The sequence below is a fragment of the Thauera sp. JM12B12 genome (genome assembly GCF_039614725.1).
GTDB lineage: Bacteria > Pseudomonadota > Gammaproteobacteria > Burkholderiales > Rhodocyclaceae > Thauera.
The window spans coordinates 3,684,397-3,707,464 of the sequence record NZ_CP154859.1 but is presented as its reverse complement, the minus strand read 5'-3'; the positions used below and the strand labels follow the sequence as shown (position 1 = coordinate 3,707,464).

At 64.9% G+C, this 23,068-nt stretch carries 21 protein-coding genes, 2 tRNA genes and 3 rRNA genes; 15 read left to right on the top strand and 11 right to left on the bottom strand.

What is annotated here, in order from left to right:
* Nucleotides 1-24 precede the first annotated feature (24 nt).
* The gene (locus tag AAG895_RS16860) at nt 25-363 is read right to left on the bottom strand and encodes a hypothetical protein (protein ID WP_345793134.1); all 339 of its coding nucleotides are present in this window, start codon (nt 361-363) and stop codon (nt 25-27) included.
* A 232-nt stretch (nt 364-595) separates the two neighbouring features.
* Between AAG895_RS16860 and rpsF the strand changes: the two genes are divergently transcribed.
* From rpsF to AAG895_RS16800, 12 genes are all read left to right on the top strand, one after another.
* Nucleotides 596-982 (top strand): 30S ribosomal protein S6, encoded by a 387-nt coding sequence (gene rpsF, locus AAG895_RS16855; RefSeq protein WP_345793133.1) that lies wholly within the window; start codon nt 596-598, stop codon nt 980-982.
* Between the two features lies 1 nt (nt 983).
* On the top strand, nt 984-1,298 hold the full coding sequence (gene priB, locus AAG895_RS16850; protein ID WP_345793132.1) for a primosomal replication protein N: 315 nt from the start codon (nt 984-986) through the stop codon (nt 1,296-1,298).
* Between the two features lies 1 nt (nt 1,299).
* Nucleotides 1,300-1,575 (top strand): 30S ribosomal protein S18, encoded by a 276-nt coding sequence (gene rpsR / locus AAG895_RS16845; RefSeq protein WP_133590273.1) that lies wholly within the window; start codon nt 1,300-1,302, stop codon nt 1,573-1,575.
* Between the two features lie 15 nt (nt 1,576-1,590).
* Nucleotides 1,591-2,040: a 50S ribosomal protein L9 gene (rplI, locus tag AAG895_RS16840; RefSeq protein WP_345793131.1), complete on the top strand. Its 450-nt coding sequence runs from the start codon at nt 1,591-1,593 to the stop codon at nt 2,038-2,040.
* A gap of 136 nt (nt 2,041-2,176) precedes the next feature.
* Nucleotides 2,177-3,577, top strand: a complete 1,401-nt coding sequence (dnaB, locus tag AAG895_RS16835) for a replicative DNA helicase (protein WP_345793130.1) — start codon at nt 2,177-2,179, stop codon at nt 3,575-3,577.
* 420 nt (nt 3,578-3,997) lie between these two features.
* A 16S ribosomal RNA gene (locus tag AAG895_RS16830) occupies nt 3,998-5,534 on the top strand.
* A 72-nt stretch (nt 5,535-5,606) separates the two neighbouring features.
* Nucleotides 5,607-5,683 (top strand) — tRNA-Ile (locus AAG895_RS16825).
* Between the two features lie 25 nt (nt 5,684-5,708).
* Nucleotides 5,709-5,784, top strand: a tRNA-Ala gene (locus AAG895_RS16820).
* Between the two features lie 282 nt (nt 5,785-6,066).
* A 23S ribosomal RNA gene (locus AAG895_RS16815) occupies nt 6,067-8,953 on the top strand.
* A gap of 120 nt (nt 8,954-9,073) precedes the next feature.
* A 5S ribosomal RNA gene (rrf, locus tag AAG895_RS16810) occupies nt 9,074-9,187 on the top strand.
* The 16S, 23S and 5S rRNA genes sit together here with 2 tRNA genes alongside, the layout of an rRNA operon.
* A gap of 137 nt (nt 9,188-9,324) precedes the next feature.
* Entirely contained in the window at nt 9,325-10,488 is a 1,164-nt protein-coding gene (locus AAG895_RS16805) for a UbiH/UbiF family hydroxylase (RefSeq protein WP_345793129.1), read from the top strand.
* Between the two features lie 17 nt (nt 10,489-10,505).
* A complete protein-coding gene (locus AAG895_RS16800) occupies nt 10,506-11,234 on the top strand; it encodes a DsbC family protein (RefSeq protein WP_345793128.1) in 729 nt (242 codons plus the stop codon).
* A 68-nt stretch (nt 11,235-11,302) separates the two neighbouring features.
* On the opposite strand, the gene AAG895_RS16795 is transcribed toward AAG895_RS16800, so the two are convergent.
* Nucleotides 11,303-12,553, bottom strand: coding sequence for a murein transglycosylase A (locus AAG895_RS16795; protein WP_345793127.1), 1,251 nt, complete (start codon nt 12,551-12,553; stop codon nt 11,303-11,305).
* Nucleotides 12,554-12,616: 63 nt separating this feature from the next.
* Here AAG895_RS16795 and AAG895_RS16790 point away from each other — a divergent pair, with 63 nt between their 5' ends.
* Genes AAG895_RS16790 through AAG895_RS16780 form a run of 3 tightly spaced genes read left to right on the top strand, consistent with a single transcriptional unit; the run spans nt 12,617 to nt 14,536 of the window.
* The gene (locus AAG895_RS16790) at nt 12,617-12,739 is read left to right on the top strand and encodes a hypothetical protein (RefSeq protein ID WP_345793126.1); all 123 of its coding nucleotides are present in this window, start codon (nt 12,617-12,619) and stop codon (nt 12,737-12,739) included.
* Nucleotides 12,729-13,604 (top strand): ATP-binding protein, encoded by an 876-nt coding sequence (locus AAG895_RS16785; RefSeq protein ID WP_345793125.1) that lies wholly within the window; start codon nt 12,729-12,731, stop codon nt 13,602-13,604. Before AAG895_RS16790 ends, AAG895_RS16785 begins: the two co-directional genes overlap by 11 nt.
* Nucleotides 13,601-14,536, top strand: a complete 936-nt coding sequence (locus tag AAG895_RS16780; protein ID WP_345793124.1) for a Nudix family hydrolase — start codon at nt 13,601-13,603, stop codon at nt 14,534-14,536. Before AAG895_RS16785 ends, AAG895_RS16780 begins: the two co-directional genes overlap by 4 nt.
* 64 nt (nt 14,537-14,600) lie before the next feature.
* On the opposite strand, the gene AAG895_RS16775 is transcribed toward AAG895_RS16780, so the two are convergent.
* The 9 genes from AAG895_RS16775 to glnL all read right to left on the bottom strand — a co-directional run bounded on the left by AAG895_RS16775 (nt 14,601) and on the right by glnL (nt 23,021).
* Nucleotides 14,601-14,822: a DNA gyrase inhibitor YacG gene (locus tag AAG895_RS16775; protein ID WP_345793123.1), complete on the bottom strand. Its 222-nt coding sequence runs from the start codon at nt 14,820-14,822 to the stop codon at nt 14,601-14,603.
* Nucleotides 14,823-14,829: 7 nt separating this feature from the next.
* Nucleotides 14,830-15,585 carry a cell division protein ZapD gene (gene zapD, locus AAG895_RS16770; RefSeq protein ID WP_345793122.1) on the bottom strand — a complete coding sequence of 252 codons (756 nt, stop codon included), beginning with the start codon at nt 15,583-15,585 and terminating at the stop codon, nt 14,830-14,832.
* Nucleotides 15,586-15,648: 63 nt separating this feature from the next.
* Nucleotides 15,649-16,308, bottom strand: coding sequence for a dephospho-CoA kinase (coaE, locus tag AAG895_RS16765; RefSeq protein ID WP_345793121.1), 660 nt, complete (start codon nt 16,306-16,308; stop codon nt 15,649-15,651).
* Nucleotides 16,309-16,323: 15 nt separating this feature from the next.
* Nucleotides 16,324-17,271 (bottom strand): SPOR domain-containing protein, encoded by a 948-nt coding sequence (locus tag AAG895_RS16760; RefSeq protein WP_345793120.1) that lies wholly within the window; start codon nt 17,269-17,271, stop codon nt 16,324-16,326.
* An 88-nt stretch (nt 17,272-17,359) separates the two neighbouring features.
* Nucleotides 17,360-18,724 carry a TrpB-like pyridoxal phosphate-dependent enzyme gene (locus AAG895_RS16755; RefSeq protein WP_345793119.1) on the bottom strand — a complete coding sequence of 455 codons (1,365 nt, stop codon included), beginning with the start codon at nt 18,722-18,724 and terminating at the stop codon, nt 17,360-17,362.
* A gap of 32 nt (nt 18,725-18,756) precedes the next feature.
* Nucleotides 18,757-19,488, bottom strand: coding sequence for a type III pantothenate kinase (locus tag AAG895_RS16750; protein ID WP_345793118.1), 732 nt, complete (start codon nt 19,486-19,488; stop codon nt 18,757-18,759).
* Entirely contained in the window at nt 19,485-20,267 is a 783-nt protein-coding gene (locus tag AAG895_RS16745) for a biotin--[acetyl-CoA-carboxylase] ligase (protein WP_345795319.1), read from the bottom strand. The genes AAG895_RS16750 and AAG895_RS16745 overlap by 4 nt, the downstream gene beginning before the upstream one ends.
* Nucleotides 20,268-20,461: 194 nt before the next feature.
* Entirely contained in the window at nt 20,462-21,880 is a 1,419-nt protein-coding gene (ntrC, locus tag AAG895_RS16740; protein ID WP_345793117.1) for a nitrogen regulation protein NR(I), read from the bottom strand.
* 73 nt (nt 21,881-21,953) lie between these two features.
* Nucleotides 21,954-23,021 carry a nitrogen regulation protein NR(II) gene (gene glnL, locus AAG895_RS16735; RefSeq protein WP_345793116.1) on the bottom strand — a complete coding sequence of 356 codons (1,068 nt, stop codon included), beginning with the start codon at nt 23,019-23,021 and terminating at the stop codon, nt 21,954-21,956.
* Nucleotides 23,022-23,068 lie beyond the last annotated feature (47 nt).

The following is a 23,068-nucleotide window of genomic DNA, read 5'->3' as shown; positions in this document are numbered from 1 at the left end:
CGGCGGCGTCATCGGCGCCGCGCCTCAGCGCAGCGGGATCACCAGCGGCGGAATATCCACGCCGATCACAACGGCCGGCGACCGGCTGTAGCTGTACGAGCGGTAGGGGCGCTCGTAGTAATGATGGTGGATCTCCGGTTCGCGGTAGTAGCGCGGGCGTTCGCGGATGATCACCTTCTCGCGATACACGGTGCGCTCGTCCCAGTGGCGGCGATAGCGGTGATCGTGCTTGTAGTGATGCTTGTGATGGCCCCAGCGCGGGCCGCGGTCGTCCCGGTCGGCGTGAGCGGCAGGCGCGGCGGCGGCAAGAATCCCGCCGCAGAGCAGGGCGGTGACGAGCTTGCGGGTCAGGGTCGTGTTCATGGTCTGCCTCGTTGATGTTGTTGCAGGGCATCGGCCTTGCGGCTTCGATACTAGGCGAGCGCCGCAGCCCGCCCCAGTCGCAGAGTGTAAGCAGGCTTTTGTAACTGCGCCGCGGTGGTTCGCGCGCGACTGTCCTTTGATTCTTCGGACTTTCTTGTTACACTGCCGGGCTTCCCTTGCTCCACCGGAACGCATGCCGGGGGGCTGCAACAACCAACCGCAAGGAGTTTGCATGCGACATTATGAAATCGTATTCATCGTGCACCCGGATCAGTCCGAGCAGGTGCCGGCGATGGTCGAGCGCTACAAGTCCATCGTGACCAGCCGCAACGGCCAGATCCACCGCCTGGAAGACTGGGGTCGCCGCCAGATGGCCTATCCGATCCAGAAGGTGCACAAGGCCCACTACGTGCTGATGAACATCGAGTGCGACGGCGAGACGCTGGCCGAACTCGAGCACTCGTTCAAGTTCAACGACGCCGTGCTGCGCCACCTCACCATCAAGATGAAGAAGGCCGTCACCACGCCTTCGCCGATGATGAAGGAAGAGAAGTCGCGCTCGATGAACATCGGCTCCGACGACGCCAAGCCGGCCGACAGCGAAGCGGCTGCCGCCTGAGTTGCCTGAGCCGGGTCTGAACGAACTGCGCCTCGATGCGCGCGTGGCCGAAGTGCTGCCGCTGCGTCGAACCCCTGCCGGAATCCCTGTTGCCAACTGCGTGCTGGCACACGAATCGAAACAGCTCGAAGCGGGTCTGACCCGCGATGTTTCGGTGGAACTGCAGGCGGTGGCGTTGGGCGATCTGGCGGCGGTGCTGGCCGCGGCGGTTCCGGGCAGCGCATTGCGCGCCACCGGATTCCTGGCCGCGAAGAGCCTGCGCAGTCGAACCCCGGTTCTGCATCTGAACACAATCGAATTTCTCGAAGGAAACTGAAATGGCCTTCAAGCCCAAATCCAAGTTCAAGAAGAAGGACGACCGTGGCGGTCGTGGTCTGTTCAAGCGTCGCAAGTTCTGCCGCTTCACCGCGGAGAAGGTCGAGGAAGTCGACTACAAGGACGTCGACGTGCTGAAGGACTTCATCACCGAGAACGCCAAGATCATGCCGGCGCGCATCACCGGCACCAAGGCCGGTTACCAGCGTCAGCTGTCGGTCGCCGTCAAGCGCGCCCGCTTCCTGGCCCTGATGCCCTACACCGACCTGCACCAGTAAGAGGAGAACGGAAACATGCAGATCATTCTTCTCGAGAAGGTGGTTAACCTCGGCGGCCTCGGCGACGTGGTCAAGGTCAAGGACGGCTACGCCCGCAACTTTCTGATCCCGCAAGGCAAGGCCAAGCGCGCGACCCAGGCCAACCTGGCCGAGTTCGAAGCGCGCCGCGCCGAGCTCGAGCGCGCGCAGGCCGAAAAGCTGGCTGCTGCCCAGGAGCTGGCCGGCAAGCTGGAAGGCGTCAGCGTCGAAGTCGCCCGCAAGGCCGGCATGGACGGTCGTCTGTTCGGCTCGGTCGGTAACGCCGACGTCGCCGAGGCGCTCGCCGCCAAGGGCTTCGATATCGAGCGTTCCGCGATCCGCATGCCGGAAGGCCCGCTCAAGCAGGTTGGCGAGACTCAGCTCGAAGTGTCGCTGCACGCCGACGTGCTCGCGAACATCACCGTCGTGGTGGCCGCCGAGCAGTAATCGCGGCTGCTGCACGCGAATCATCGAAAAGGGCTGCCGCGTGCAGCCCTTTTTGCTTCCCGGCATTCCGAGCGCCTTGCCTTGGCGCTTCGTCCGGCTCGCTACAATGTCCGTCCCCGCCCCCATGGTGCGCCCGATGAGTTCCGCTTCTTCCCGCTTCCCCGACTTTCCCGCCGATCCGCAGCTCGCGCAGATCAAGCTCCCGCCGCATTCGCTGGAGGCCGAGCAGTCGTTGATCGGCGGCATCCTGCTCGACAACCAGGCCTGGGAGCGCATCGCCGATCTGGTGAATGAGGCGGACTTCTATCGAGACGATCATCGCCGCATCTACCGCCACATCACCAAGCTGGTCGACCAGGGGCGTCCTGCCGACGTCGTCACCGTGTTCGAGTCCCTGGAGAAGAACGGCGAGGCCGAGCAGGCCGGTGGGCTCGCCTATATCGCCGAGATCGCCAACAATACCCCGTCGGCCGCGAACATCCGGCGTTATGCGGAGATCGTTCGCGAGCGCGCGATCCTGCGCAAGCTGGTCGCGGTGGGCGACGAGATCGCGGCAAGCGCGCTGAGTCCTTCGGGCAAGGATGCGAAGGCCTTGCTCGACGAGGCCGAGGCCAAGGTGTTCGAGATCGCCGAGGCGGGCGCGCGCCATGCCAGCGGCTTCGTGTCGATCCAGCCGATCCTGAAGCAGGTGGTCGACCGTGTGCAGGAGCTCTACGACCGCGACAACCCGTCCGAGGTGACCGGCGTGCCGACCGGTCTGGTCGATCTCGACGAAAAGACCTCGGGGCTTCAGCCCTCGGACATGATCATCGTCGCCGGCCGTCCGGCGATGGGCAAGACGACGTTTGCGCTCAATCTCGCCGAGCACATCGCGATCGAGCAGCGCCTGCCGGTGGCTATCTTCTCGATGGAAATGCCGGGTACGCAGCTGGCGACGCGCTTCATCTCGTCGGTCGGGCGCATCGACATGCAGAAGATCCGCAGCGGGCGCCTCACCGACGACGACTGGCAGCGCCTGACCATGGCGATGGGCAAGCTCTACGACGCGCCACTCTTCATCGACGAGACGCCCGGGCTCAATCCGATCGACCTGCGCGCCCGTGCGCGCCGTCTGGCGCGGCAGTGCGGAAAGCTCGGCCTGATCGTGATCGACTACCTGCAGCTGATGAGCGGTACGCGCGAGGGCGACAACCGGGCGTCCGAGCTGTCGGAGATCTCCCGTTCGGTGAAGTCGCTCGCCAAGGAATTGCACGTGCCGATCATTGCTCTGTCCCAGCTCAACCGCAGCCTCGAGCAGCGCCCCAACAAGCGGCCGGTGATGTCCGACCTGCGCGAGTCGGGCGCCATCGAGCAGGACGCGGACATCATCATGTTCATCTACCGAGATGAGGTCTACAACCCGGACTCTCCGGACAAGGGCACCGCAGAGCTGATTATCGGCAAGCATCGTAACGGCCCGACCGGCACCGTGCGCCTGACTTTCATCGGGGAGAACACGCGCTTCGAGAACTACGCCGCCGCGCCAGGGATGTATTGAGCGTTCGGTGGTTCGGCCTTGCTTTCATGGGGCGAATGTCTGCATAAGTATCTTTGTTGTTTTTTGTTGTTGACGTTGTTTTTTGGGTGTCTATAATGCGCACCTCTTCAGCGCTGCAGCGGTTCTTCGGAAGGCGAGGCGGCGGTGGAGGGAGAAGCGAGGCGGGTGTTGTGCGGGTCAGCGTTTCGGGTTTGTTCCGGGGCGGCGGTAAAAAAAGATTCGCAAGATGCTTGACAGTGGTTGGATAGCTGATCATAATCTCGCTTCTCTGCTGCAGCGAATGCAGCGGTTCTTTAAAAAATTGAACAACCGATAAGTGTGGGTGCTTGGTTGTTGTGGTCGAGTCGCTTTGGCGACTGGTTTCACAATGATTGGTGCTCATGCTGATTAAAGTCAGTATTTTGAGTACTTTGCTGGATTGAACTTAAGAGTTTGATCCTGGCTCAGATTGAACGCTGGCGGCATGCTTTACACATGCAAGTCGAACGGCAGCGGGGGCTTCGGCCTGCCGGCGAGTGGCGAACGGGTGAGTAATGCATCGGAACGTGCCCATGTCGTGGGGGATAACGTAGCGAAAGCTACGCTAATACCGCATACGTCCTGAGGGAGAAAGCGGGGGATCTTCGGACCTCGCGCGATTGGAGCGGCCGATGTCGGATTAGCTAGTAGGTGGGGTAAAGGCCCACCTAGGCGACGATCCGTAGCGGGTCTGAGAGGATGATCCGCCACACTGGGACTGAGACACGGCCCAGACTCCTACGGGAGGCAGCAGTGGGGAATTTTGGACAATGGGCGCAAGCCTGATCCAGCCATGCCGCGTGAGTGAAGAAGGCCTTCGGGTTGTAAAGCTCTTTCGGCCGGGAAGAAATCGCACGCTCTAACATAGCGTGTGGATGACGGTACCGGACTAAGAAGCACCGGCTAACTACGTGCCAGCAGCCGCGGTAATACGTAGGGTGCGAGCGTTAATCGGAATTACTGGGCGTAAAGCGTGCGCAGGCGGTTTTGTAAGACAGATGTGAAATCCCCGGGCTTAACCTGGGAACTGCGTTTGTGACTGCAAGGCTAGAGTACGGCAGAGGGGGGTGGAATTCCTGGTGTAGCAGTGAAATGCGTAGATATCAGGAGGAACACCGATGGCGAAGGCAGCCCCCTGGGCCTGTACTGACGCTCATGCACGAAAGCGTGGGGAGCAAACAGGATTAGATACCCTGGTAGTCCACGCCCTAAACGATGTCGACTAGTCGTTCGGAGCAGCAATGCACTGAGTGACGCAGCTAACGCGTGAAGTCGACCGCCTGGGGAGTACGGCCGCAAGGTTAAAACTCAAAGGAATTGACGGGGACCCGCACAAGCGGTGGATGATGTGGATTAATTCGATGCAACGCGAAAAACCTTACCTACCCTTGACATGTCTGGAACCTTGCTGAGAGGCGAGGGTGCCTTCGGGAGCCAGAACACAGGTGCTGCATGGCTGTCGTCAGCTCGTGTCGTGAGATGTTGGGTTAAGTCCCGCAACGAGCGCAACCCTTGTCACTAGTTGCCATCATTTGGTTGGGCACTCTAGTGAGACTGCCGGTGACAAACCGGAGGAAGGTGGGGATGACGTCAAGTCCTCATGGCCCTTATGGGTAGGGCTTCACACGTCATACAATGGTCGGTACAGAGGGTTGCCAAGCCGCGAGGTGGAGCCAATCCCTTAAAGCCGATCGTAGTCCGGATCGTAGTCTGCAACTCGACTACGTGAAGTCGGAATCGCTAGTAATCGCAGATCAGCATGCTGCGGTGAATACGTTCCCGGGTCTTGTACACACCGCCCGTCACACCATGGGAGTGGGTTTCACCAGAAGTAGGTAGCTTAACCTTCGGGAGGGCGCTTACCACGGTGAGATTCATGACTGGGGTGAAGTCGTAACAAGGTAGCCGTATCGGAAGGTGCGGCTGGATCACCTCCTTTCAAGAGAACAGGCCATCGACGGCCAAGTATCCACAACTTATCGGTTGTTCAGGCGAAGAGCCTCGGATGAGAGGGTCTGTAGCTCAGCTGGTTAGAGCACCGTCTTGATAAGGCGGGGGTCGTTGGTTCGAACCCAACCAGACCCACCAATCAATTGGTTGCTCGAAGCAGTATGGGGCTGTAGCTCAGCTGGGAGAGCGGCGGCTTTGCAAGCCGTAGGTCGTCGGTTCGATCCCGACCAGCTCCACCAGTACTGTCCAGGGAACAGGTTCGAGAAGTAAGAGATGGCGGGCATCGGTTGCGATGGCGGTATCTCTTACTTCTTGGTCGGCAGCTTCGGTTGCCGGGTGTAGAGGTTCGCTCTTTAACAAAGTGGAAGAAGTGTAGTACGTACCGAGCCGGTGCGTACTGCAAGTTGTGTGATTGCATTGATCAAGGCTGCGTAGTCAGCACAGTCTTGATCGCACAAACGAGTTCGTTCCTGTACGCGGGCCTTCGAGATGGCAACATCGGAGAGGGTCCAAGGTTATAGGATCAAGCGACTAAGTGCATGTGGTGGATGCCTTGGCGATCACAGGCGATGAAGGACGTGTAAGCCTGCGAAAAGCGTGGGGGAGCTGGCAATAGAGCTTTGATCCCACGATGTCCGAATGGGGAAACCCACCCCGCAAGGGGTATCCCAGACTGAATACATAGGTCTGAGGAGGCGAACCGAGCGAACTGAAACATCTAAGTAGCTCGAGGAACAGAAATCAACCGAGATTCCGCAAGTAGTGGCGAGCGAACGCGGAGCAGCCTGCACGACTAAACCATCAGCTTAGCAAAACGGTCTGGAAAGTCCGACGATACAGGGTGATAGTCCCGTATGCGAAAAGCCGGTGGCGGGTCTGAGCGTGCGACAAGTAGGGCGGGACACGAGAAATCCTGTCTGAAGATGGGGGGACCATCCTCCAAGGCTAAATACTCGTGATCGACCGATAGTGAACCAGTACCGTGAGGGAAAGGCGAAAAGAACCCCGGGAGGGGAGTGAAATAGATCCTGAAACCGCATGCATACAAACAGTGGGAGCCTCGTAAGGGGTGACTGCGTACCTTTTGTATAATGGGTCAGCGACTTACGTTCAGTAGCGAGCTTAACCGAGTAGGGGAGGCGTAGCGAAAGCGAGTCTGATAAGGGCGTCAGAGTTGCTGGGCGTAGACCCGAAACCGGATGATCTATCCATGGCCAGGATGAAGGTGCCGTAACAGGTACTGGAGGTCCGAACCCACTAACGTTGAAAAGTTAGGGGATGAGCTGTGGATAGGGGTGAAAGGCTAAACAAATCCGGAAATAGCTGGTTCTCCCCGAAAACTATTTAGGTAGTGCGTCGTACGGACACTTGCGGGGGTAGAGCACTGTAATCGTTGGGGGGGTCATTGCGATCTACCCCGCGATAGCAAACTCCGAATACCGCAAAGTGATATACGGCAGACAGACATCGGGTGCTAACGTCCGGTGTCAAGAGGGAAACAACCCAGACCGCCAGCTAAGGTCCCAAATGCATGGCTAAGTGGCAAACGAGGTGGGAAGGCATAGACAGCTAGGAGGTTGGCTTAGAAGCAGCCACCCTTTAAAGAAAGCGTAATAGCTCACTAGTCGAGTCGTCCTGCGCGGAAGATGTAACGGGGCTCAAGCCATGAACCGAAGCTGCGGATGTGTCTTTGACACGTGGTAGGGGAGCGTTCCGTAAGCCTGCGAAGGTGTCTCGTAAGGGATGCTGGAGGTATCGGAAGTGCGAATGCTGACATGAGTAGCGATAAAGGGTGTGAAAAGCACCCTCGCCGTAAGCCCAAGGTTTCCTGCGCAACGTTCATCGGCGCAGGGTGAGTCGGCCCCTAAGGCGAGGCAGAAATGCGTAGTCGATGGGAAACAGGTCAATATTCCTGTACCGCTCTATGATGCGATGGGGGGACGGAGAAGGTTAGCTCGGCCATCTGTTGGAATAGGTGGTTTAAGCGTGTAGTCGTGCTGCGTAGGCAAATCCGCGTGGCTTAGATGAGGCGTGATGACGAGGATCCTCGGATCCGAAGTGAGTGATACCCAGCTTCCAGGAAAAGCCTCTAAGCTTCAGTCATAGAGTGACCGTACCGCAAACCGACACAGGTGGGCTGGTAGAGAATACCAAGGCGCTTGAGAGAACTCAGGAGAAGGAACTCGGCAAATTGATACCGTAACTTCGGGAGAAGGTATGCCCCTGGTACGTGAAGGCCCTCGCGGCCGGAGCGGAACGGGGTCGCAGAGAATCGGTGGCTGCGACTGTTTATTAAAAACACAGCACTCTGCAAACACGAAAGTGGACGTATAGGGTGTGACGCCTGCCCGGTGCCGGAAGGTTAAGTGATGGGGTGCAAGCTCTTGATCGAAGCCCCGGTAAACGGCGGCCGTAACTATAACGGTCCTAAGGTAGCGAAATTCCTTGTCGGGTAAGTTCCGACCTGCACGAATGGCGTAACGATGGCCACACTGTCTCCTCCTGAGACTCAGCGAAGTTGAAATGTTTGTGAAGATGCAATCTCCCCGCGGCTAGACGGAAAGACCCCATGAACCTTTACTGTAGCTTTGCATTGGACTTTGACGGGACTTGTGTAGGATAGGTGGGAGGCTATGAAGCCAGGACGCTAGTTCTGGTGGAGCCATCCTTGAAATACCACCCTGGTGTCGTCGAGGTTCTAACCCAGGCCTGTGAATCCAGGTCGGGGACCGTGCATGGTGGGCAGTTTGACTGGGGCGGTCTCCTCCCAAAAGGTAACGGAGGAGTACGAAGGTCACCTAGGTACGGTCGGACATCGTACTGATAGTGCAATGGCAAAAGGTGGCTTGACTGCGAGACCCACACGTCGAGCAGGTGCGAAAGCAGGTCATAGTGATCCGGTGGTTCTGTATGGAAGGGCCATCGCTCAACGGATAAAAGGTACTCTGGGGATAACAGGCTGATTCCGCCCAAGAGTTCACATCGACGGCGGAGTTTGGCACCTCGATGTCGGCTCATCACATCCTGGGGCTGTAGCCGGTCCCAAGGGTATGGCTGTTCGCCATTTAAAGTGGTACGTGAGCTGGGTTTAAAACGTCGTGAGACAGTTTGGTCCCTATCTGCCGTGGGCGCTGGAAGTTTGAGAGGGCCTGCTCCTAGTACGAGAGGACCGGAGTGGACGCACCCCTGGTGTACCGGTTGTGACGCCAGTCGCATCGCCGGGTAGCTATGTGCGGAAGAGATAACCGCTGAAAGCATCTAAGCGGGAAACTCGCCTCAAGATGAGACTTCCCCGGGGCCTCGAGCCCCCTGAAGGGTCGTTGAAGACCACAACGTTGATAGGCCGGGTGTGTAAGCGTGGCAACACGTTCAGCTAACCGGTACTAATTGCCCGTGTGGCTTGATCCTATAACCTTCAAAACAAAACGAACTCGACTCTCTGGTTGCCAAAACACGCAATCCAGACAATCACACAACTCACTTCTTCCAATCTTTGCTCTGCAAATCAACGCAGAGAACAAGTCAAAGTCTGACGACCATAGCCGTGTGGAACCACCCCTTCCCTTCCCGAACAGGACCGTGAAACGCACATGCGCCGATGATAGTGAGGTCCGCCCTCGTGAAAGTAGGTCATCGTCAGACTAACCCCATACAACGCCCCGTACATGTCCAATGTGCGGGGCGTTCGCTTTTTCGGGGCCCGCGCTCGAACGCCAGGGTGACGCGCCAGCGCCCCTCGGGCACAATCGGCTGTCGTATCGATTCTCCCGTGGAGCGTCATGAAATTCGACCTCATTATCGTCGGCGGTGGCCTCGCTGGCGCTGCGCTCGCGGTGGCGCTTCGCCGCAGCGCGCTGCGCATCGCGCTGGTCGAGCATGCGGCCCCCCGCCGACCTCACGGCTGGGACGCGCGCATCTACGCCTACAGTCCTGCGAGCGCGCGCTTCCTGAACGAACTCGGCGTGTGGTCGCACCTCGATCCGCAGCGCCTGTGCCCCGTGTCCGAGATGCGCATCCGCGGCGATGCGGGTGGGGAGCTATCGTTTTCGGCCTACGACAGCGGTCTTCCGGAGCTCGCGTGGATCGGTGAATCTAGCCTTGTTCACATGGAGCTCTGGGAAAGCCTCAGGCGCCAGCACAACGTCACGCTGTTCTGCCCGGCGATGCCGGCTAGCCTCGAGGTCGCCGCGGCTGGGGCCAGCCTTCGTCTTGCCGACGGCCGCGCGCTGGAAGCTGCCCTCGTGGTCGCGGCAGACGGGCGCGAGTCCTGGGTGCGCGCGCGCGCCGGTATTGCGTCCAAGGTGACGCCCTATGGGGAGCGGGGTGTAGTGGCGAACTTTGCCTGTGAGCGGCCGCACCGGGGTGTTGCATTCCAATGGTTCCGGGAAGATGGCGTGCTTGCGTGGCTGCCCCTTGCCGGCGATGCGATTTCGATGGTCTGGTCGGCGCCTGATGCGCTCGCCGACGAACTGCTTGCGCTCGAGCCAGATGCGTTCTGTGCTCGGGTTGATGCGGCGGGTGCGCGGGCCCTCGGACGGCTGGAGCTCCTTGGTGAGCGTGCGGCGTTCCCGCTGCGCTTGATGCGGGTGGATGAGATCGTGCGGCCGCGTGTCGCGTTGATCGGTGATGCGGCCCACGCGATCCATCCGCTCTCCGGGCATGGCATCAATCTTGGTTTTCAGGATGCGCAGGCGCTTGCCGAGGTGCTCGGCGCGCTGCCTGGGTGGTGTGACGTCGGCGATCTGGCGGTGTTGAGGCGTTACGCGCGGATGCGTGCGGAGGAACCGTTTCTCCTGCAATACACCACGCATGCACTCAATCGGCTCTTCGGCCGTCATGATCCTGCTCTTGCCATGCTGCGGAATCTGGGAATGAACCTGGTCGGGCATCTACCGGTCGTAAAGGACGCGCTTGTGCGCTACGCGGCCAACGGCCGTTTCTGAAACATGTGGAGAACCCGATGAACGTCTTACCCGTCCCCTCCTTCGTCCGTCCGCTGAGCGTCATGCTTGCGCTTGGGGCGGTCACGCTTGCACACGCCGACGAAGCAGAGGTCAAGAAGAGCATGGAGGCCTTCATCGGCGCGCCTGCGGTCGAGTCGGTCAAGCGTACCGAGTATGGCGGCCTCTATGAGGTCGTTCTGAAGAACGGCCAGCTTGTTTATACCGACGTCAAGAACAGCTTCATCATCGACGGCAGCATCATCGACACCGCCACGCGCCGTGACGTGACCCAGCTGCGGATGAACCAGCTGTCTGCGATCGATTTCTCCAAGCTGCCGCTCGATCAGGCGGTCAAGTTGGTCAAGGGCAAGGGCACGCGCGTGATCGCAACCTTCGAGGACCCCAACTGCGGCTACTGCAAGCGTCTCGGCAAGGAGCTGGCGGAGATGGACGACATCACCGTCTATACCTTCCTTTATCCCATCCTCAGCGAAGATTCGCGCACCAAGTCTGACAACATCTGGTGCGCCAAGGATCAGGGCAAGGCCTGGACCGATTGGGTGATCAACGGCAAGACTCCGGCTACCGCCAGCTGTGACACGGCAACGGTCGCGCGCAACGTGGAGCTTGGGCAAAGCCTGCGCATCAACGGCACCCCGACCATCTTCCTGGCCGACGGCACCCGCATCGGTGGCTACGTGCCCCGCGCCGAGCTCGAGAAAGCGCTGGCAGCAGTCAAGCCCTGAGTGCGCGACGCCGTGGCGACGGCCACCCGCCGTCGCCACGCGTCTCTTGGGGCCCCATGATCTGCCGCTCAGCGAGGTGGAGGCGGGGTCATCCCCTTCGGCAGCAGTACCCACATGCTTCCCTGCTGACGCATGCGGCCCGCTTCGCGGCCCGCATCCTCGCCGAAGCCCCAGAAGAAGTCCGCCCTCACCACGCCCTTGATTGCGCCGCCCGTGTCCTGGGCCATCATCAGTCTATTTAGTGGCGTGGTGCTCAAGGGCTGGGTGGTCGACAGGAAGACCGGCGCGCCAAGTGGTACGTAACGCGGATCCACGGCGATGCTGCGCCCTGCGCTCAGCGGCACGCCGAGCGCTCCCACCGGGCCGCCATCCGCTGCGGGCAGCTCGCGAAAGAACACATAGCTCGGATTCGCATTCAGCATCTCCTGCAGGCGGGCGGGATTCTCCTGTGCCCAGCGCTTGATGCCGTCCATCGAGGCTTTCTCGAGAGGGAGTTCGCCCTGCGCAACCAGCCAGCGCCCGATCGACTGATAGGGGTGTCCGTTCTGGTCGGCATAACCGATGCGCACCGTCCGTCCATCGGGCAGCTGAACGCGGCCGGAACCCTGGACCTGGAGGAAGAAGAGCTCGATCGGGTCGTCCGCCCACAGCAGCACCGGGGCGGGTACCGCCTCGGCGCGCTCGCCGAGCTGCTGACGGTTCCAGTAGGGCACGACCTTGTTGCCCACCAGCCGCCCGCGCAGGCGCAGGCTCTTGAGTTCGGGATAGACGTCGCCGAGCTCGATGGTGAGCATGTCCTTGGGGACGCCGTGGATCGGCCAGGCGCTGCGCGCAGACCGCGTGCGGCTGCCGCGGATCAGTGGTTCGTAGTAGCCGGTGACCAGGCCCTGCGTCGTTCCGTCGGCATTCGTGAGCTGCCACGGCGTGAACTCGGCCTCGAAGAACTGCCGCACGGCCGCGCCTGCCGGGGCTGTGCCAAGCCGGCTGGCGCGATCACAGGCGGGCTTCCACGCGGACTGGCGCGCGAGCACCGAACACGATGCGCGAAAGGCGGGCCATGCAGCGGCGGCGTCATCCTGCGGCCAGCCGGTCACGGCGAGCCAGCTGCTCGCCCGCAATGGCGGTGCGGCGGGCTCGGTGGCCGCCGTGGGCGGTTGTCCCGGGCAAGGCGGGCAGGACGGACAGGGCTGCGCAGCGGGGCAGGTACCGTCAGCCTCGACGCGGGGTGCGCCGGGCGGGTGCGCGCAGGCGCCGAGCAGCAGAGCGGCGAGCAGGCCGACGGTGAGGAGAGGGCGGGGAGCGGGGCGCATCGGCGACATCGGTTGAACTCGGATTGCTTTGCCGCCAGTATACCGGGCCCTCGCTGGCAGCCGGAGAAGGCCGTGTGGCTCATCTTCATCGAGCTCATCGTCGCGCTGGCCCTGCTGCTGCTCGTAGTCCTGGTGCAGCGCCGCCCACCCGACAGATCCGAGGATCCGGACAACGGACACCGACATGACGACTGAACTCGCTGACCTTCTGGCTCGCGCCGAGCGCGTGCTCGAGCGCCTCGAAACCCTGCTGCCCGGGCCGGTGTCGCCGCCCGACTGGGAGGCCGCCGTCGCCTTCCGCTGGCAGCGCAGGAACGGGCGCGTGGCGCTGCGACCGGTGCTCGCCCCGCACCGCATCACCCTTGCCGACATCCAGGACGTCGACGACCAGAAGGCGCGCATCGACCGCAACACGCGCCAGTTCATCGCCGGCCGACGGGCCAACAACGTCCTGCTCACCGGCGCGCGCGGCACGGGCAAGTCGTCGTTGGTCAAGGCGCTGCTCAGCGAGTACTCGGCCCAAGGCCTGCGTCTGATCGAGGTGGACAAGACCGATCTCGTCGACCTGCCCGAGATCGTCGAGCTCGTGGCCGACCGGCCGGAGCGCTTCATCCTGTTCTGCGACGATCTCTCCTTCGAGGAGGGCGAGGATGCCTACAAGGCCCTGAAGAGCGTGCTCGACGGCTCGGTGTCGGCGATGTCGGACAACGTGCTGATCTACGCCACCTCCAACCGCCGCCACCTCATGCCGGAGTACCACGACGAAAACCTCCAGACCCGCCACGTCGATGGCGAGCTGCACCCGGGCGAGGCGGTGGAGGAGAAGATCTCGCTGTCCGAGCGCTTCGGCCTGTGGCTTTCGTTCTATCCCTTCAGCCAGGACGAGTACCTCGACATCGTCGCGCACTGGCTGCGAACCTTCGGGGCGAGCGGGGAAGAGATCGATGCCGCCCGCCAGGACGCACTGCAGTGGGCACTGATGCGCGGTTCGCGCTCCGGGCGCGTCGCCTGGCAGTTCGCCCGCGACCATGCCGGACGCCTCGAGGACGACGGGCGATGACGCGCAAGGAGGTCGATGTCGCCGCCGGCGTGTTGCTGCGCCCGGACGGCACTTACCTGCTCGGCCAGCGTGCGGCCGACACGGTCTATGCGGGTTATTGGGAGTTTCCGGGTGGCAAGGTCGAAGCGGGCGAGACGCCGGCACAGGCCCTGTGTCGGGAGCTCGACGAGGAGCTCGGCATCCGGGTGACCGGGCTACGACCGTGGCTGAGGCGCGAGCATGCGTACGAGCACGCGCATGTGCGCCTGCACTTCTTCGAGGTCGCCTCGTGGGAGGGCGAACTCGACGACAGGGTGCATAGTGCGCTCGCCTGGGTGAGGCCCGATGGCCCTGCCTGCCAGCCGATGCTCCCTGCCAACGGGCCCATCCTCAAGGCCTTGCGCCTGCCGCGGCTGATGGGCATCACGCGGGCGGCAAGCGTCGGCGTGGACGCGCAACTCGCCGCCCTCGACTCGGCGCTCGCGCGCGGGCTGCGCTTGGTGCAGGTGCGCGAGGCGCTCCTCGACGCTGCCGAGCGTGCGCGCTTCGCCCGCGAGGCGCTGGCGCGCGTCCGCACCCATCGGGGTCTTCTCCTCATCAATGGCGACACCGCGCTTGCGCGCGAACTGGGTGCCGATGGCGTACATCTCAGTGCGCGAATGCTCGCCGAGGCGGTGGCGCGCCCCGATTTCGAGTGGGTGGGGGCGTCCTGTCACGCTCGCGCGGAGCTCGAACGCTGCGCGGAACTCGGTCTGGACTATGCACTGCTCGGGCCCGTTCAGCCTACCGCGACCCATCCTGGCCAGCCGGCCCTGGGCTGGCAAGCCTTCGCCGCATTGGCCGAAGGCTTGCCGATGCCGATCTTCGCCCTCGGCGGGCTGGTGGAAGCCGACATGGAGCGTGCCCGCGAGGCCGGAGCGCATGGAATCGCCGCGATCCGCGGCGTCTGGTAGCAGGAGGGCGCGCCGGCTCGCGCAGCCGCGGGCGCCGCGATGCGAGGGCGGCAACCGCGGATGATCAGCGGCGGCGACCCTCGCCGAGCCCCGGGGGCTGGAAGTCGATGTCGTCGAGCGGGGCATCGGGCGGCGAGGTCGGCACCCGGTAGGCCTCGGACGCCCAGGCGCCGAGGTCGATCTGCCGGCAGCGTGCCGAACAGAACGGCCGCCAGCGGCTCTCGACCTGCCAGGCCACGGGCTTGCCGCAGGTGGGGCAGCTCACCATGCGAACCTTGTCGTTCATGGCACGCTCACAGGCTGCAGAAGGTCAGCTCGAAGGCGACGTCGCGCTCGGCCAGGCGGGGACGGGCGACGGTCTCGGGCAGCATGAACCTTACGTTGAGGGCGTACTTGTTGGCGCTGATCTCGGGCACCACCGTTTCCGCCTGGGCCAGTCGCACGCGCAGCATCTGCGCGGTGCGTCCGGCCATGGTCAGCTGGAAGGCGCCGCTGCGTGCGAGTTGAGGTTCCGGCCGGCCGCTCGCGCGCAGCAGGCGCAGCACGATCTCGATGCCGTCGCGGATGGGCGCCATGGGATGGATCCAGCCGTCGAGATCGCGGCGGCGCAGGTCGGGCTCGCGGTTGAGCCAGTAGTGATAGGACGGCAGGTCGAACTGGCAGACGCCGCCCGGAATCGCCGCGCGGCTGCGGATGCTCATCAGCCATTCGTTCTCGCGCAGGTACTGCCCGATCTTGCCCGCCATGGCCAGCAGCCCGGCCGAGGCCTGCTCGATCTCGTAAAGGGCGCCGGCGAGGGCTTCTTCGGAGATCTCGGGGTTGTTGCGAAAGGACATCAGGATCTGGCGCTGGCGCTCGAGTTCCTGCACCAGGTCCACCTTGAGGTCGGCCCGGCTGGCGACCTCGAGCGTCTCGAAGATGGTGAGCAGGGCGACGTGATGATCCTGCGGCGCATCTGCGGCGCTGAAATGGGCGATCTTCACGAAAAGATCCTCCAGACGCAGCAGCGTGCGGATGCGCTCGTTGAGAGGATATTCGTAGCTAATCACCGCACAGGGGTCCGCAATTATCGTGCCTTTTCGAGTCCGGGCGATGATAGCACAGCACCCGTTTCACGACTCCGCAAGGCCTCCGGGCGCGCACGACGTGGCATGCGTGCGCGCCGCCTCCACATAGGCTGCATGGAGGTGTTCGACCTGGGCGCGCAGGGCGGAAAGGTCTCCGCTGTTGTCGATGACGTCGTCGGCCGCGGCGAGGCGCTGGCTGCGGCTGGCCTGCGCCGCCATGATGGCGCGGATCTGATCCTCGGCAAGCGCGCTGCGCGCCCGAACTCGGGTCACCTGCAGCGCCTCGGGGCAATCGACCACGCAGATGCGATCGCAACGCTCGTGGTAGGTGCCCGATTCGATGAGGAGCGGCACCGCGAGGATCACATAGGCGCCCTGCGCCGCGCTGCATCGGCGCGCGCTCTCGTCGCCGATCATCGGGTGCAGGATGGACTCGAGCTGCCGGCGTGCCTCGGGCCGTTCGAAGGCGAGCGTCCGCATCGCGCCGCGATCGAGGCTGCCGTCGGATGCAATCATTGCGGCGCCGAACGCGCTGCGGATCGCGCCGATCGCCGCCCCGCCCGGGGCGGTGAGCTCATGGGCGATGCGGTCGGTGTCGACGACGCTGGCGCCGAGGGATTCGAAATGATCGGCCGCGGCGCTCTTGCCGCTGCCGATGCCGCCGGTGAGACCGACAATGTAGGGACGTTGGGGGCGTGCTCGCATCGGAACTCGATATCTTCAGCGTGGGGTGCAGGCCTGGCGCTTGCCTCGCAGGCCGGGAGCGGCCGACTCGACGGCGCGCACTTCGTTCGCCGGCAAGGTGGCCTGGATACGATACGTCGTTGCCATGCGCGGCTCGATGCCGGCGCCGCTGACGCCCTTTTCCCGCAACTGACCGAGCAGCACGCGCGCGCGCGCCTCGGTCTTGAACACGCCAAGCGACACCGCGTGCTGGGTCGGGCCCGACTCCTGGACGATGAAGGTGTCGGTGACGCCGAGCAGATTGAGTTCGACGACGCGCCGCTCGGCCTCGGCGCGGGAACGCTGAGGCGGGATGCGCACCCACCACGAATCGGGCGTCTCGGTGCGCACGCGCACCGGGGTGACGCCGATCCTGCGCAGGCGCTGGCTGATGCGATCGGCGTGGTCTGCGCTGAGGTTGGCCCAGGCCAGGCAAACCGGTGGCGGCCCGGTCGTGTCGGCGGGCGCGGCGGCGTTCTCCGCGCTGGCCGGTTCGGCCTCCGTAGGCGTCGCCGCGTCCGGCGGCGGGCCTTCGGCGCTTTCGGCGCGCACTGCCTCGTCTGCGTCCGAGGTCTGGGCCGGCGCGGGCGCGGGTGAGCGTGCGTCGTCCGCTTCGGCTGGCCCGGCGTCCACGCCCGTGGCTCCCTCCGGCGCGTCAGGGGGCGCGTCGGCCATGTCGGCGCTTGCGACCACTTCGGGTTCCGCAGGTGCGGGCGCAGCGAGCGCAGGCACGGGCAGCGCAGGAGTCGGGGCGACGGGGGGTGCGGACAGGCCGCTGCCAGCCGCGAGCTCACGCGCCAGGCGGATGCGCTCGGGGTCGAGTTGCGCGGCAATGCGCCCCGGCTCGCCCCCGCCCGGCGCCTCGCCCAGCCAGCCACTGATGGCAGCGAAGGCGAGCGCATTGAGCACTAGCAGGAGGATGATCAGGAAGCGCATGGTCGTCATGAGTCCAGCTTAGTCGATCCGCAATCGGGGCTGAAGGCGGCCGGCAGGCCCCCCGGCCTCGCCGGCCGCGGGGCGCGCACGGCCCGCTTCAGCCGACCTTCGGCAGGTGTGCGAGCGAGGCGGCCACGGCTTCGGCCGGGTAGTCGTAGTTCTCCAGCTTGCCCGAGAAGTAGCGCTCGTAAGAGCTCATGTCGAAGTGGCCATGGCCGGTGAGATTGAAGAGGATGGTCTTCGCCTCGCCGGTAGCCTTGCATTTGAGGGCCTCGTCGATCGCCTGGCGGATGGCGTGGCAGGACTCGGGCGCCGGGACGACGCCCTCGGCACGCGCGAACTGCACGCCGGCCTCGAAGGTGGCGAGCTGCGCGACCGCGGACGCCTCGATCAGGCCTTCGTGAAGCAGCTGCGACACCAGCGGCGAATCCCCGTGGTAGCGCAGGCCGCCGGCGTGGATGCCCGGCGGCATGAAGTCGTGGCCGAGCGTGTACATCTTCATCAGCGGCGTGAAGCCGGAGGCGTCGCCATAGTCGTAGGCGAACTCGCCCTTGGTCAGCGTCGGGCAGGAGGTCGGCTCCACCGCGACGCAGCGCAGGCCGTCGGCACGCTTGTCGCCCGCGGCCTTGTCGGCGAGGAAGGGGAAGGCGATGCCCGCGAAGCTCGAGCCGCCGCCGCAGGGGCCGATGACCACGTCGGGGTAAAGTCCGATCTTGTCGAACTGCTTCTTGGCCTCCAGGCCGATGATGCTCTGGTGCAGCACGACGTGGTTGAGCACCGAGCCAAGGGTGTAGTTGGTGTCGGCGCGCCCGGCAGCCTCCTCCACCGCCTCCGAGATCGCGATGCCGAGCGAGCCCTGGTTGTCGGGATCCTCGGCGAGCAGGCGGCGGCCGGTCTCGGTGAGTTTCGACGGGCTGGCGAAGACTTCCGCCCCCCAGGTCTGCATCATCAGGCGGCGGTATGGCTTCTGCTCGTAGCTGACCTTGACCATGTAGACGCGCACCTCGAGCCCGAACATCTGGCCGGCGAAGGCGATCGACGAGCCCCACTGGCCGGCGCCGGTCTCGGTGGTCAGCCGCTTGATGCCGGCCTGCTTGTTGTAGAAGGCCTGCGGCACGGCGGAGTTGGGCTTGTGCGAGCCGGCGGGCGACACGCCCTCGTACTTGAAGAAGATCTTCGCCGGCGTGCCCAGCGCCTGCTCCAGGCGCACCGCGCGCACCAGCGGGCTGGGCCGCCACAGGCGGTAGATCTCGCGCACTTCGTCGGGGATCGTTATCCAGCGCTGGGTGCTCATCTCCTGCTCGAGGATCGCGCCGGGGAAGATCGCGCCCATCTGCTCCGGGGTGGCCGGCTTGCCGTCGGGGCCCAGCGGCGGGGCGAGCGGGCTCGGCAGGTCGGCAGCGACGTTGTACCAGTGGGTGGGAATATCGGCGGCGTCGAGCAGGATGCGGGTGGCTTCCATGTTGTTATCTCCCTCGTTTGATGTGATCGGTGTCAGACGGCTGCGGGCAGCGCGGCGATCGCGCCGAGTCCGGTGAGCACCAGGTTGTCCACCCGGCGCACGGGGATCTCGAGCAGGTCTGCGAAGCTGTCCGCGGCGCCGCCGCCGAGCAGGCAGGTGACCCGCGCTTCGCCTGCGATCTGGCGGAACATGCGCTCGACGGCACCCGCCTGGGCTTGCAGGCATCCAGAGCGGATCGCGTCGACCGTGCACCGTGGCTGCAGGCTGAAGTGGCCATCGGCGAGCGGCAGCCGGGCCGTCCCGCGCGCGAGCGACTCCAGCATCAGGTCCACCCCCGGCACGATGAGGCCGCCGAGGAAATCCCCGCCCGACGACAGCAGGTCGACGGTGGTCGCCGTGCCGGCAGTCACGACCAGGCAGGCATGCGGGTGCAGCGCACGCGCGCCGATGAGCGCAGCCCAGCGGTCGGCGCCGAGCTGGGCCGGAGCAGCGTAGTGATTGCGCACGCCCGCGAGGGCCGCGCCAGGCACCAGCCACTCGAGGCCGAGGCCGGCGCAGGCCGCTTCGAGCCGTTCGGCGATCAGGGCGCCGGCGACGTTGCAGCCGAGCGCGCGCCGCAGGCCGGGGTGGCGTTGCCGCACCACGGTGAGCGCGCCGAGCTCGTCATGGGCGAGCGCGCCTTCATCGACTGCCTGCAGCGCGCTGGTCGTGCTCACCACCCGCCACTTGACGCGGGTATTGCCGGCATCGATGAGCAGGATCATCTGCCGCCCTCCGCGAGCGGTCGCAGCGAAACGTCGCCCGCCAGGATGCGTTCGATACCGTTGGCGGTACGCAACAGCAGCGCGCCGTCGTCGTCCACGCCCGCACACAGGCCATGGCGCGTCTCCTTCTCGCCGCTGATGCACACCGGCAGCTCGGCGAAGGCGTTGCGTTGCTCCCAGGCACCGCGCAGCGCCGGGAAGCCGGCGACGGCGAAGGTGTCGAGCAGGCGATGCAGTTCGGCGAGGATGGCGGCGAGGATGAGCGCGGGCGCGGGCTGCGGTGCCTCGAGCGCGTGGGCGAGGTCAGTGACGCCGGTCTGCGCCGGAATCGCCGCGTGCTCCGGGAGGCGCAGGTTGAGCCCGATGCCGATGACCGCGGCCGGCCTTCGGCCACGTCCCGACAGCAGGTCGATCAGGATGCCGGCGAGCTTGTCTCCGTGCACCAGGACGTCATTGGGCCACTTGAGTTGCAGCCCCGCCACGCCGAGCCGCTCGAGTGCGCGTGCGAGCGCGAGCCCAGCGACAAGCGAGAGCCCGGCGGGTGCCGCCGCACCGGGCGGGAAGTGCCACAGTACCGAAAAGGTGAGGCTGGCGCCGTCCCAGGACAACCATTGCCGGCCACGACGGCCGCGCCCGGCCGTCTGGCGGTCGGCGACGAGGACGTGGAGGCGGTTTTCGTCGTGGGGCGGGGCGTCGAGCAGGGTGGTGTTCGTCGAGGCGCATTCCGCCACCCAGTCGATGGCGAAGTCGCGTGCCAGCGGACCGAGCGCATCGATCACCGCGGTCGTGCGTGCAGCGGTCGAAGACGGTGAAGCGAGGTCCGGAAGGGGGGGCGTCGTTGGCACGGGCAGGGTTCGGGCAGGCACGAAAACCCGCATTATCCGCCATCCCGACGCACCGGCAAGGTGCGCGCCGGCCCCGCAGGTGGGCGGTCTGCAGTCTTCGTGCCCGACGCAGGCGGGCGGCGCGTCGTTCAGTGTTCCTGTTCGTCGCTGGTCCGCCCTTCGTCCATGCCGAGGTCCTGGATCTTGCGGCTGATCGTGTTGCGACCGATGCCGAGCAGTTGCGCGGCCTCGATCCGGCGCCCGCCGGTTGCGGCGAGGGCGCGCCGGATCAGCGTGCGCTCGAAGTCACGGGTGAGGCGATCGAAGACCTCGCCGGGACTGGCTGCAATCAGGCGGTCGGCCTCGACGCCGAGGCCCTCGATCCAGCTCGTCGGGGCTTCGCGCCCGGGCTGGTCTCGAATCTCCGGTGGCAGATCGGCCACCTCGACCACCTGCGCCGGCGCCATCACGGTGAGCCAGTGGCACAGGTTCTCGAGCTGGCGCACGTTGCCGGGGAAGGGCTGGCTCTGCAGGTACTCGAGTGCCGCATCCGAGATGCGCTTGCGCTCGACGCCGAGCTCCTGCGCGCTCTTCTGCAGGAAGTGGCGCACCAGCAGCGGGATGTCCTCGCGCCGCTCGCGCAGCGGCGGCAGGCGCAGGCGGATGACGTTGAGGCGGTGGAAGAGGTCCTCGCGGAACAGGCCCTGGCGCACGCGCTCCTCCAGGTCCTGGTGGGTGGCGGCGATCACGCGCACGTTGGCGCGGATCGGCTGCTGGCCACCGACGCGGTAGAAGTGGCCATCGGAGAGCACGCGCAGCAGCCGGGTCTGCAGCTCGGCGGGCATGTCGCCGATCTCGTCCAGGAACAGGGTGCCGCCGTCGGCCTGCTCGAAACGGCCGCGGCGCTGGGTCGCCGCACCGGTGAAGGCGCCACGCTCATGGCCGAAGAGCTCGGATTCGAGCAGGTCGCGCGGGATGGCCGCGGTGTTGATGGCGATGAAGGGCGCGTCACGGCGCGGGCTGTGGCGGTGCAGGGCGCGCGCGACGAGCTCCTTGCCGCTGCCCGATTCGCCGTTGATCAGCACGGTGGCGTGCGAATGCGCCAGGCGGCCGATGGCGCGAAACACCTCCTGCATCGCCGGTGCCTGGCCGAGGATCTCGGGGGCAAGGGTCGCCTCCTCGCTTGCACCGTTCTGGTGCGCACCTTGCTCCAGCGCCCGCCTCACGAGCGCGACCGCCTGGTCCACGTCGAACGGCTTGGGCAGGTACTCGAAGGCGCCGCCCTGAAACGCGGATACCGCGCTGTCGAGGTCGGAATAGGCCGTCATGATGATGACCGGGAGCTGCGGATGGCTGGCCTTCACCTTGTGCAGCAGGTCGAGTCCGGACTCGCCGGGCATGCGGATGTCGGACAGCAGCACTGCCGGCGGTTTGGGCGAGCGCTCGAGCTCGGCGAGCGCGTCGCTGGCCGAACTGAAGCTGGCGTGATTGATCCCCTCGCGGCTGAGGGCCTTTTCGAGCACCCAGCGGATGGAGCGGTCGTCATCGATGATCCAGACGTCGTTCATGGTTCTCTTGAATGCACTAATGTGGTGCGTCGTGACATGCGGGCCCGCTCCCGCGCTGCGGTTGCGGGTGTGCTCAGACGCGGTCGGAAATCGGCAGCAGGATCGTGAAACAGGTGTGGCCGGGACGGCTGTCCACCTCGATCATGCCCTGGTGTTGCTCGATGAAGCTCTGGGCGAGCGAGAGGCCGAGGCCGCTGCCGCCATCCCGCCCCGAGACCAGCGGATAGAAGATCCGGTCGCGGATCTCCTCCGGAATGCCGGGGCCGTTGTCGATCACTTGCAATTCCAGTGCCAGCTTGAAACGTCTCTTGGCGAGGGTGACCTGACGCGCAATGCGGCTGCGCAGGCGGATCTCGCCGCGGCCGTCGAGCGCCTGGGCCGCGTTGCGGACGATGTTGAGCACCGCCTGGATGAGCTGCTCGCGGTCGGCGGTGAGCTCGGGCAGGCTGAGGTCGTAGTCGCGGCGGATGTCGAGCGCGGGAAACTCGGCAAGGATCAGGCGGCGCACCCGCTCGAGCACGTCGTGGATGTTGAGCGCGGCCGGCCGCATCGTGCAGTGCGAGCTCAGCAGCCGGTTCATCAGGTCCTGCAGGCGGTCGGCTTCGGCGATGATGACATCGGTGAACTCGCGCAGCTGCGGGTCGTCGAGCTCGTGCTGCAGTAGCTGCGCCGAGCCACGGATGCCCCCGAGCGGGTTCTTGATCTCGTGCGCCAGATTGCGGATCAGCTCGCGGTTGGCCTGCTGCTGGTGCAGCAGCTGCTCCTCGCGTGCGACGCGCAGCTGGGCGTCGATCGGGCGGAACTCGAGGAGCAGGCGCACGCCGGCGGCGTCGACCGGCGTCACCGTGCAGTCGAGCCGGATCGGGTCGGCGTCGCTGCGGCTGACGGTGATGTCCTGGCCGGTGTAGCTCCAGTTGGTGCGCAGCGCATTGTCGAGCGCGGCGCCCAGTCCGGGCGGATTGCCGAGCAGCCGCGCGAGCGGCTGGCCGAGCAGCTTGCGCTGGCTGGCTGCGAACAGGTTCTCGGCGCCGGGGTTGATGTAGCGGATCGCCAGCCGTCCGTCCACGAGGACGACCGCCGACGAAAGCAGGTCCAGTCCGGCGAACGAGCCGGCGGCGGTGTGGCTGGGAGGTGTGGGCATGGGCGCGTCCTGGTGGTCTCCAGATGACAAAGCAAGATGCGCGCCAG

Bases quoted from the DNA above. Each gene is read 5' to 3' on its own strand.
- AAG895_RS16860 (WP_345793134.1), bottom strand. From the start codon at position 363: ATGAACACGACCCTGACCCGCAAGCTCGTCACCGCCCTGCTCTGCGGC.
- rpsF (WP_345793133.1), top strand. From the start codon at position 596: ATGCGACATTATGAAATCGTATTCATCGTGCACCCGGATCAGTCCGAG.
- rpsR (WP_133590273.1), top strand. From the start codon at position 1,300: ATGGCCTTCAAGCCCAAATCCAAGTTCAAGAAGAAGGACGACCGTGGC.
- rplI (WP_345793131.1), top strand. From the start codon at position 1,591: ATGCAGATCATTCTTCTCGAGAAGGTGGTTAACCTCGGCGGCCTCGGC.
- dnaB (WP_345793130.1), top strand. From the start codon at position 2,177: ATGAGTTCCGCTTCTTCCCGCTTCCCCGACTTTCCCGCCGATCCGCAG.
- AAG895_RS16805 (WP_345793129.1), top strand. From the start codon at position 9,325: ATGAAATTCGACCTCATTATCGTCGGCGGTGGCCTCGCTGGCGCTGCG.
- AAG895_RS16800 (WP_345793128.1), top strand. From the start codon at position 10,506: ATGAACGTCTTACCCGTCCCCTCCTTCGTCCGTCCGCTGAGCGTCATG.
- AAG895_RS16795 (WP_345793127.1), bottom strand. From the start codon at position 12,553: ATGTCGCCGATGCGCCCCGCTCCCCGCCCTCTCCTCACCGTCGGCCTG.
- AAG895_RS16785 (WP_345793125.1), top strand. From the start codon at position 12,729: ATGACGACTGAACTCGCTGACCTTCTGGCTCGCGCCGAGCGCGTGCTC.
- AAG895_RS16780 (WP_345793124.1), top strand. From the start codon at position 13,601: ATGACGCGCAAGGAGGTCGATGTCGCCGCCGGCGTGTTGCTGCGCCCG.
- AAG895_RS16775 (WP_345793123.1), bottom strand. From the start codon at position 14,822: ATGAACGACAAGGTTCGCATGGTGAGCTGCCCCACCTGCGGCAAGCCC.
- coaE (WP_345793121.1), bottom strand. From the start codon at position 16,308: ATGCGAGCACGCCCCCAACGTCCCTACATTGTCGGTCTCACCGGCGGC.
- AAG895_RS16760 (WP_345793120.1), bottom strand. From the start codon at position 17,271: ATGACGACCATGCGCTTCCTGATCATCCTCCTGCTAGTGCTCAATGCG.
- AAG895_RS16755 (WP_345793119.1), bottom strand. From the start codon at position 18,724: ATGGAAGCCACCCGCATCCTGCTCGACGCCGCCGATATTCCCACCCAC.
- AAG895_RS16750 (WP_345793118.1), bottom strand. From the start codon at position 19,488: ATGATCCTGCTCATCGATGCCGGCAATACCCGCGTCAAGTGGCGGGTG.
- ntrC (WP_345793117.1), bottom strand. From the start codon at position 21,880: ATGAACGACGTCTGGATCATCGATGACGACCGCTCCATCCGCTGGGTG.
- glnL (WP_345793116.1), bottom strand. From the start codon at position 23,021: ATGCCCACACCTCCCAGCCACACCGCCGCCGGCTCGTTCGCCGGACTG.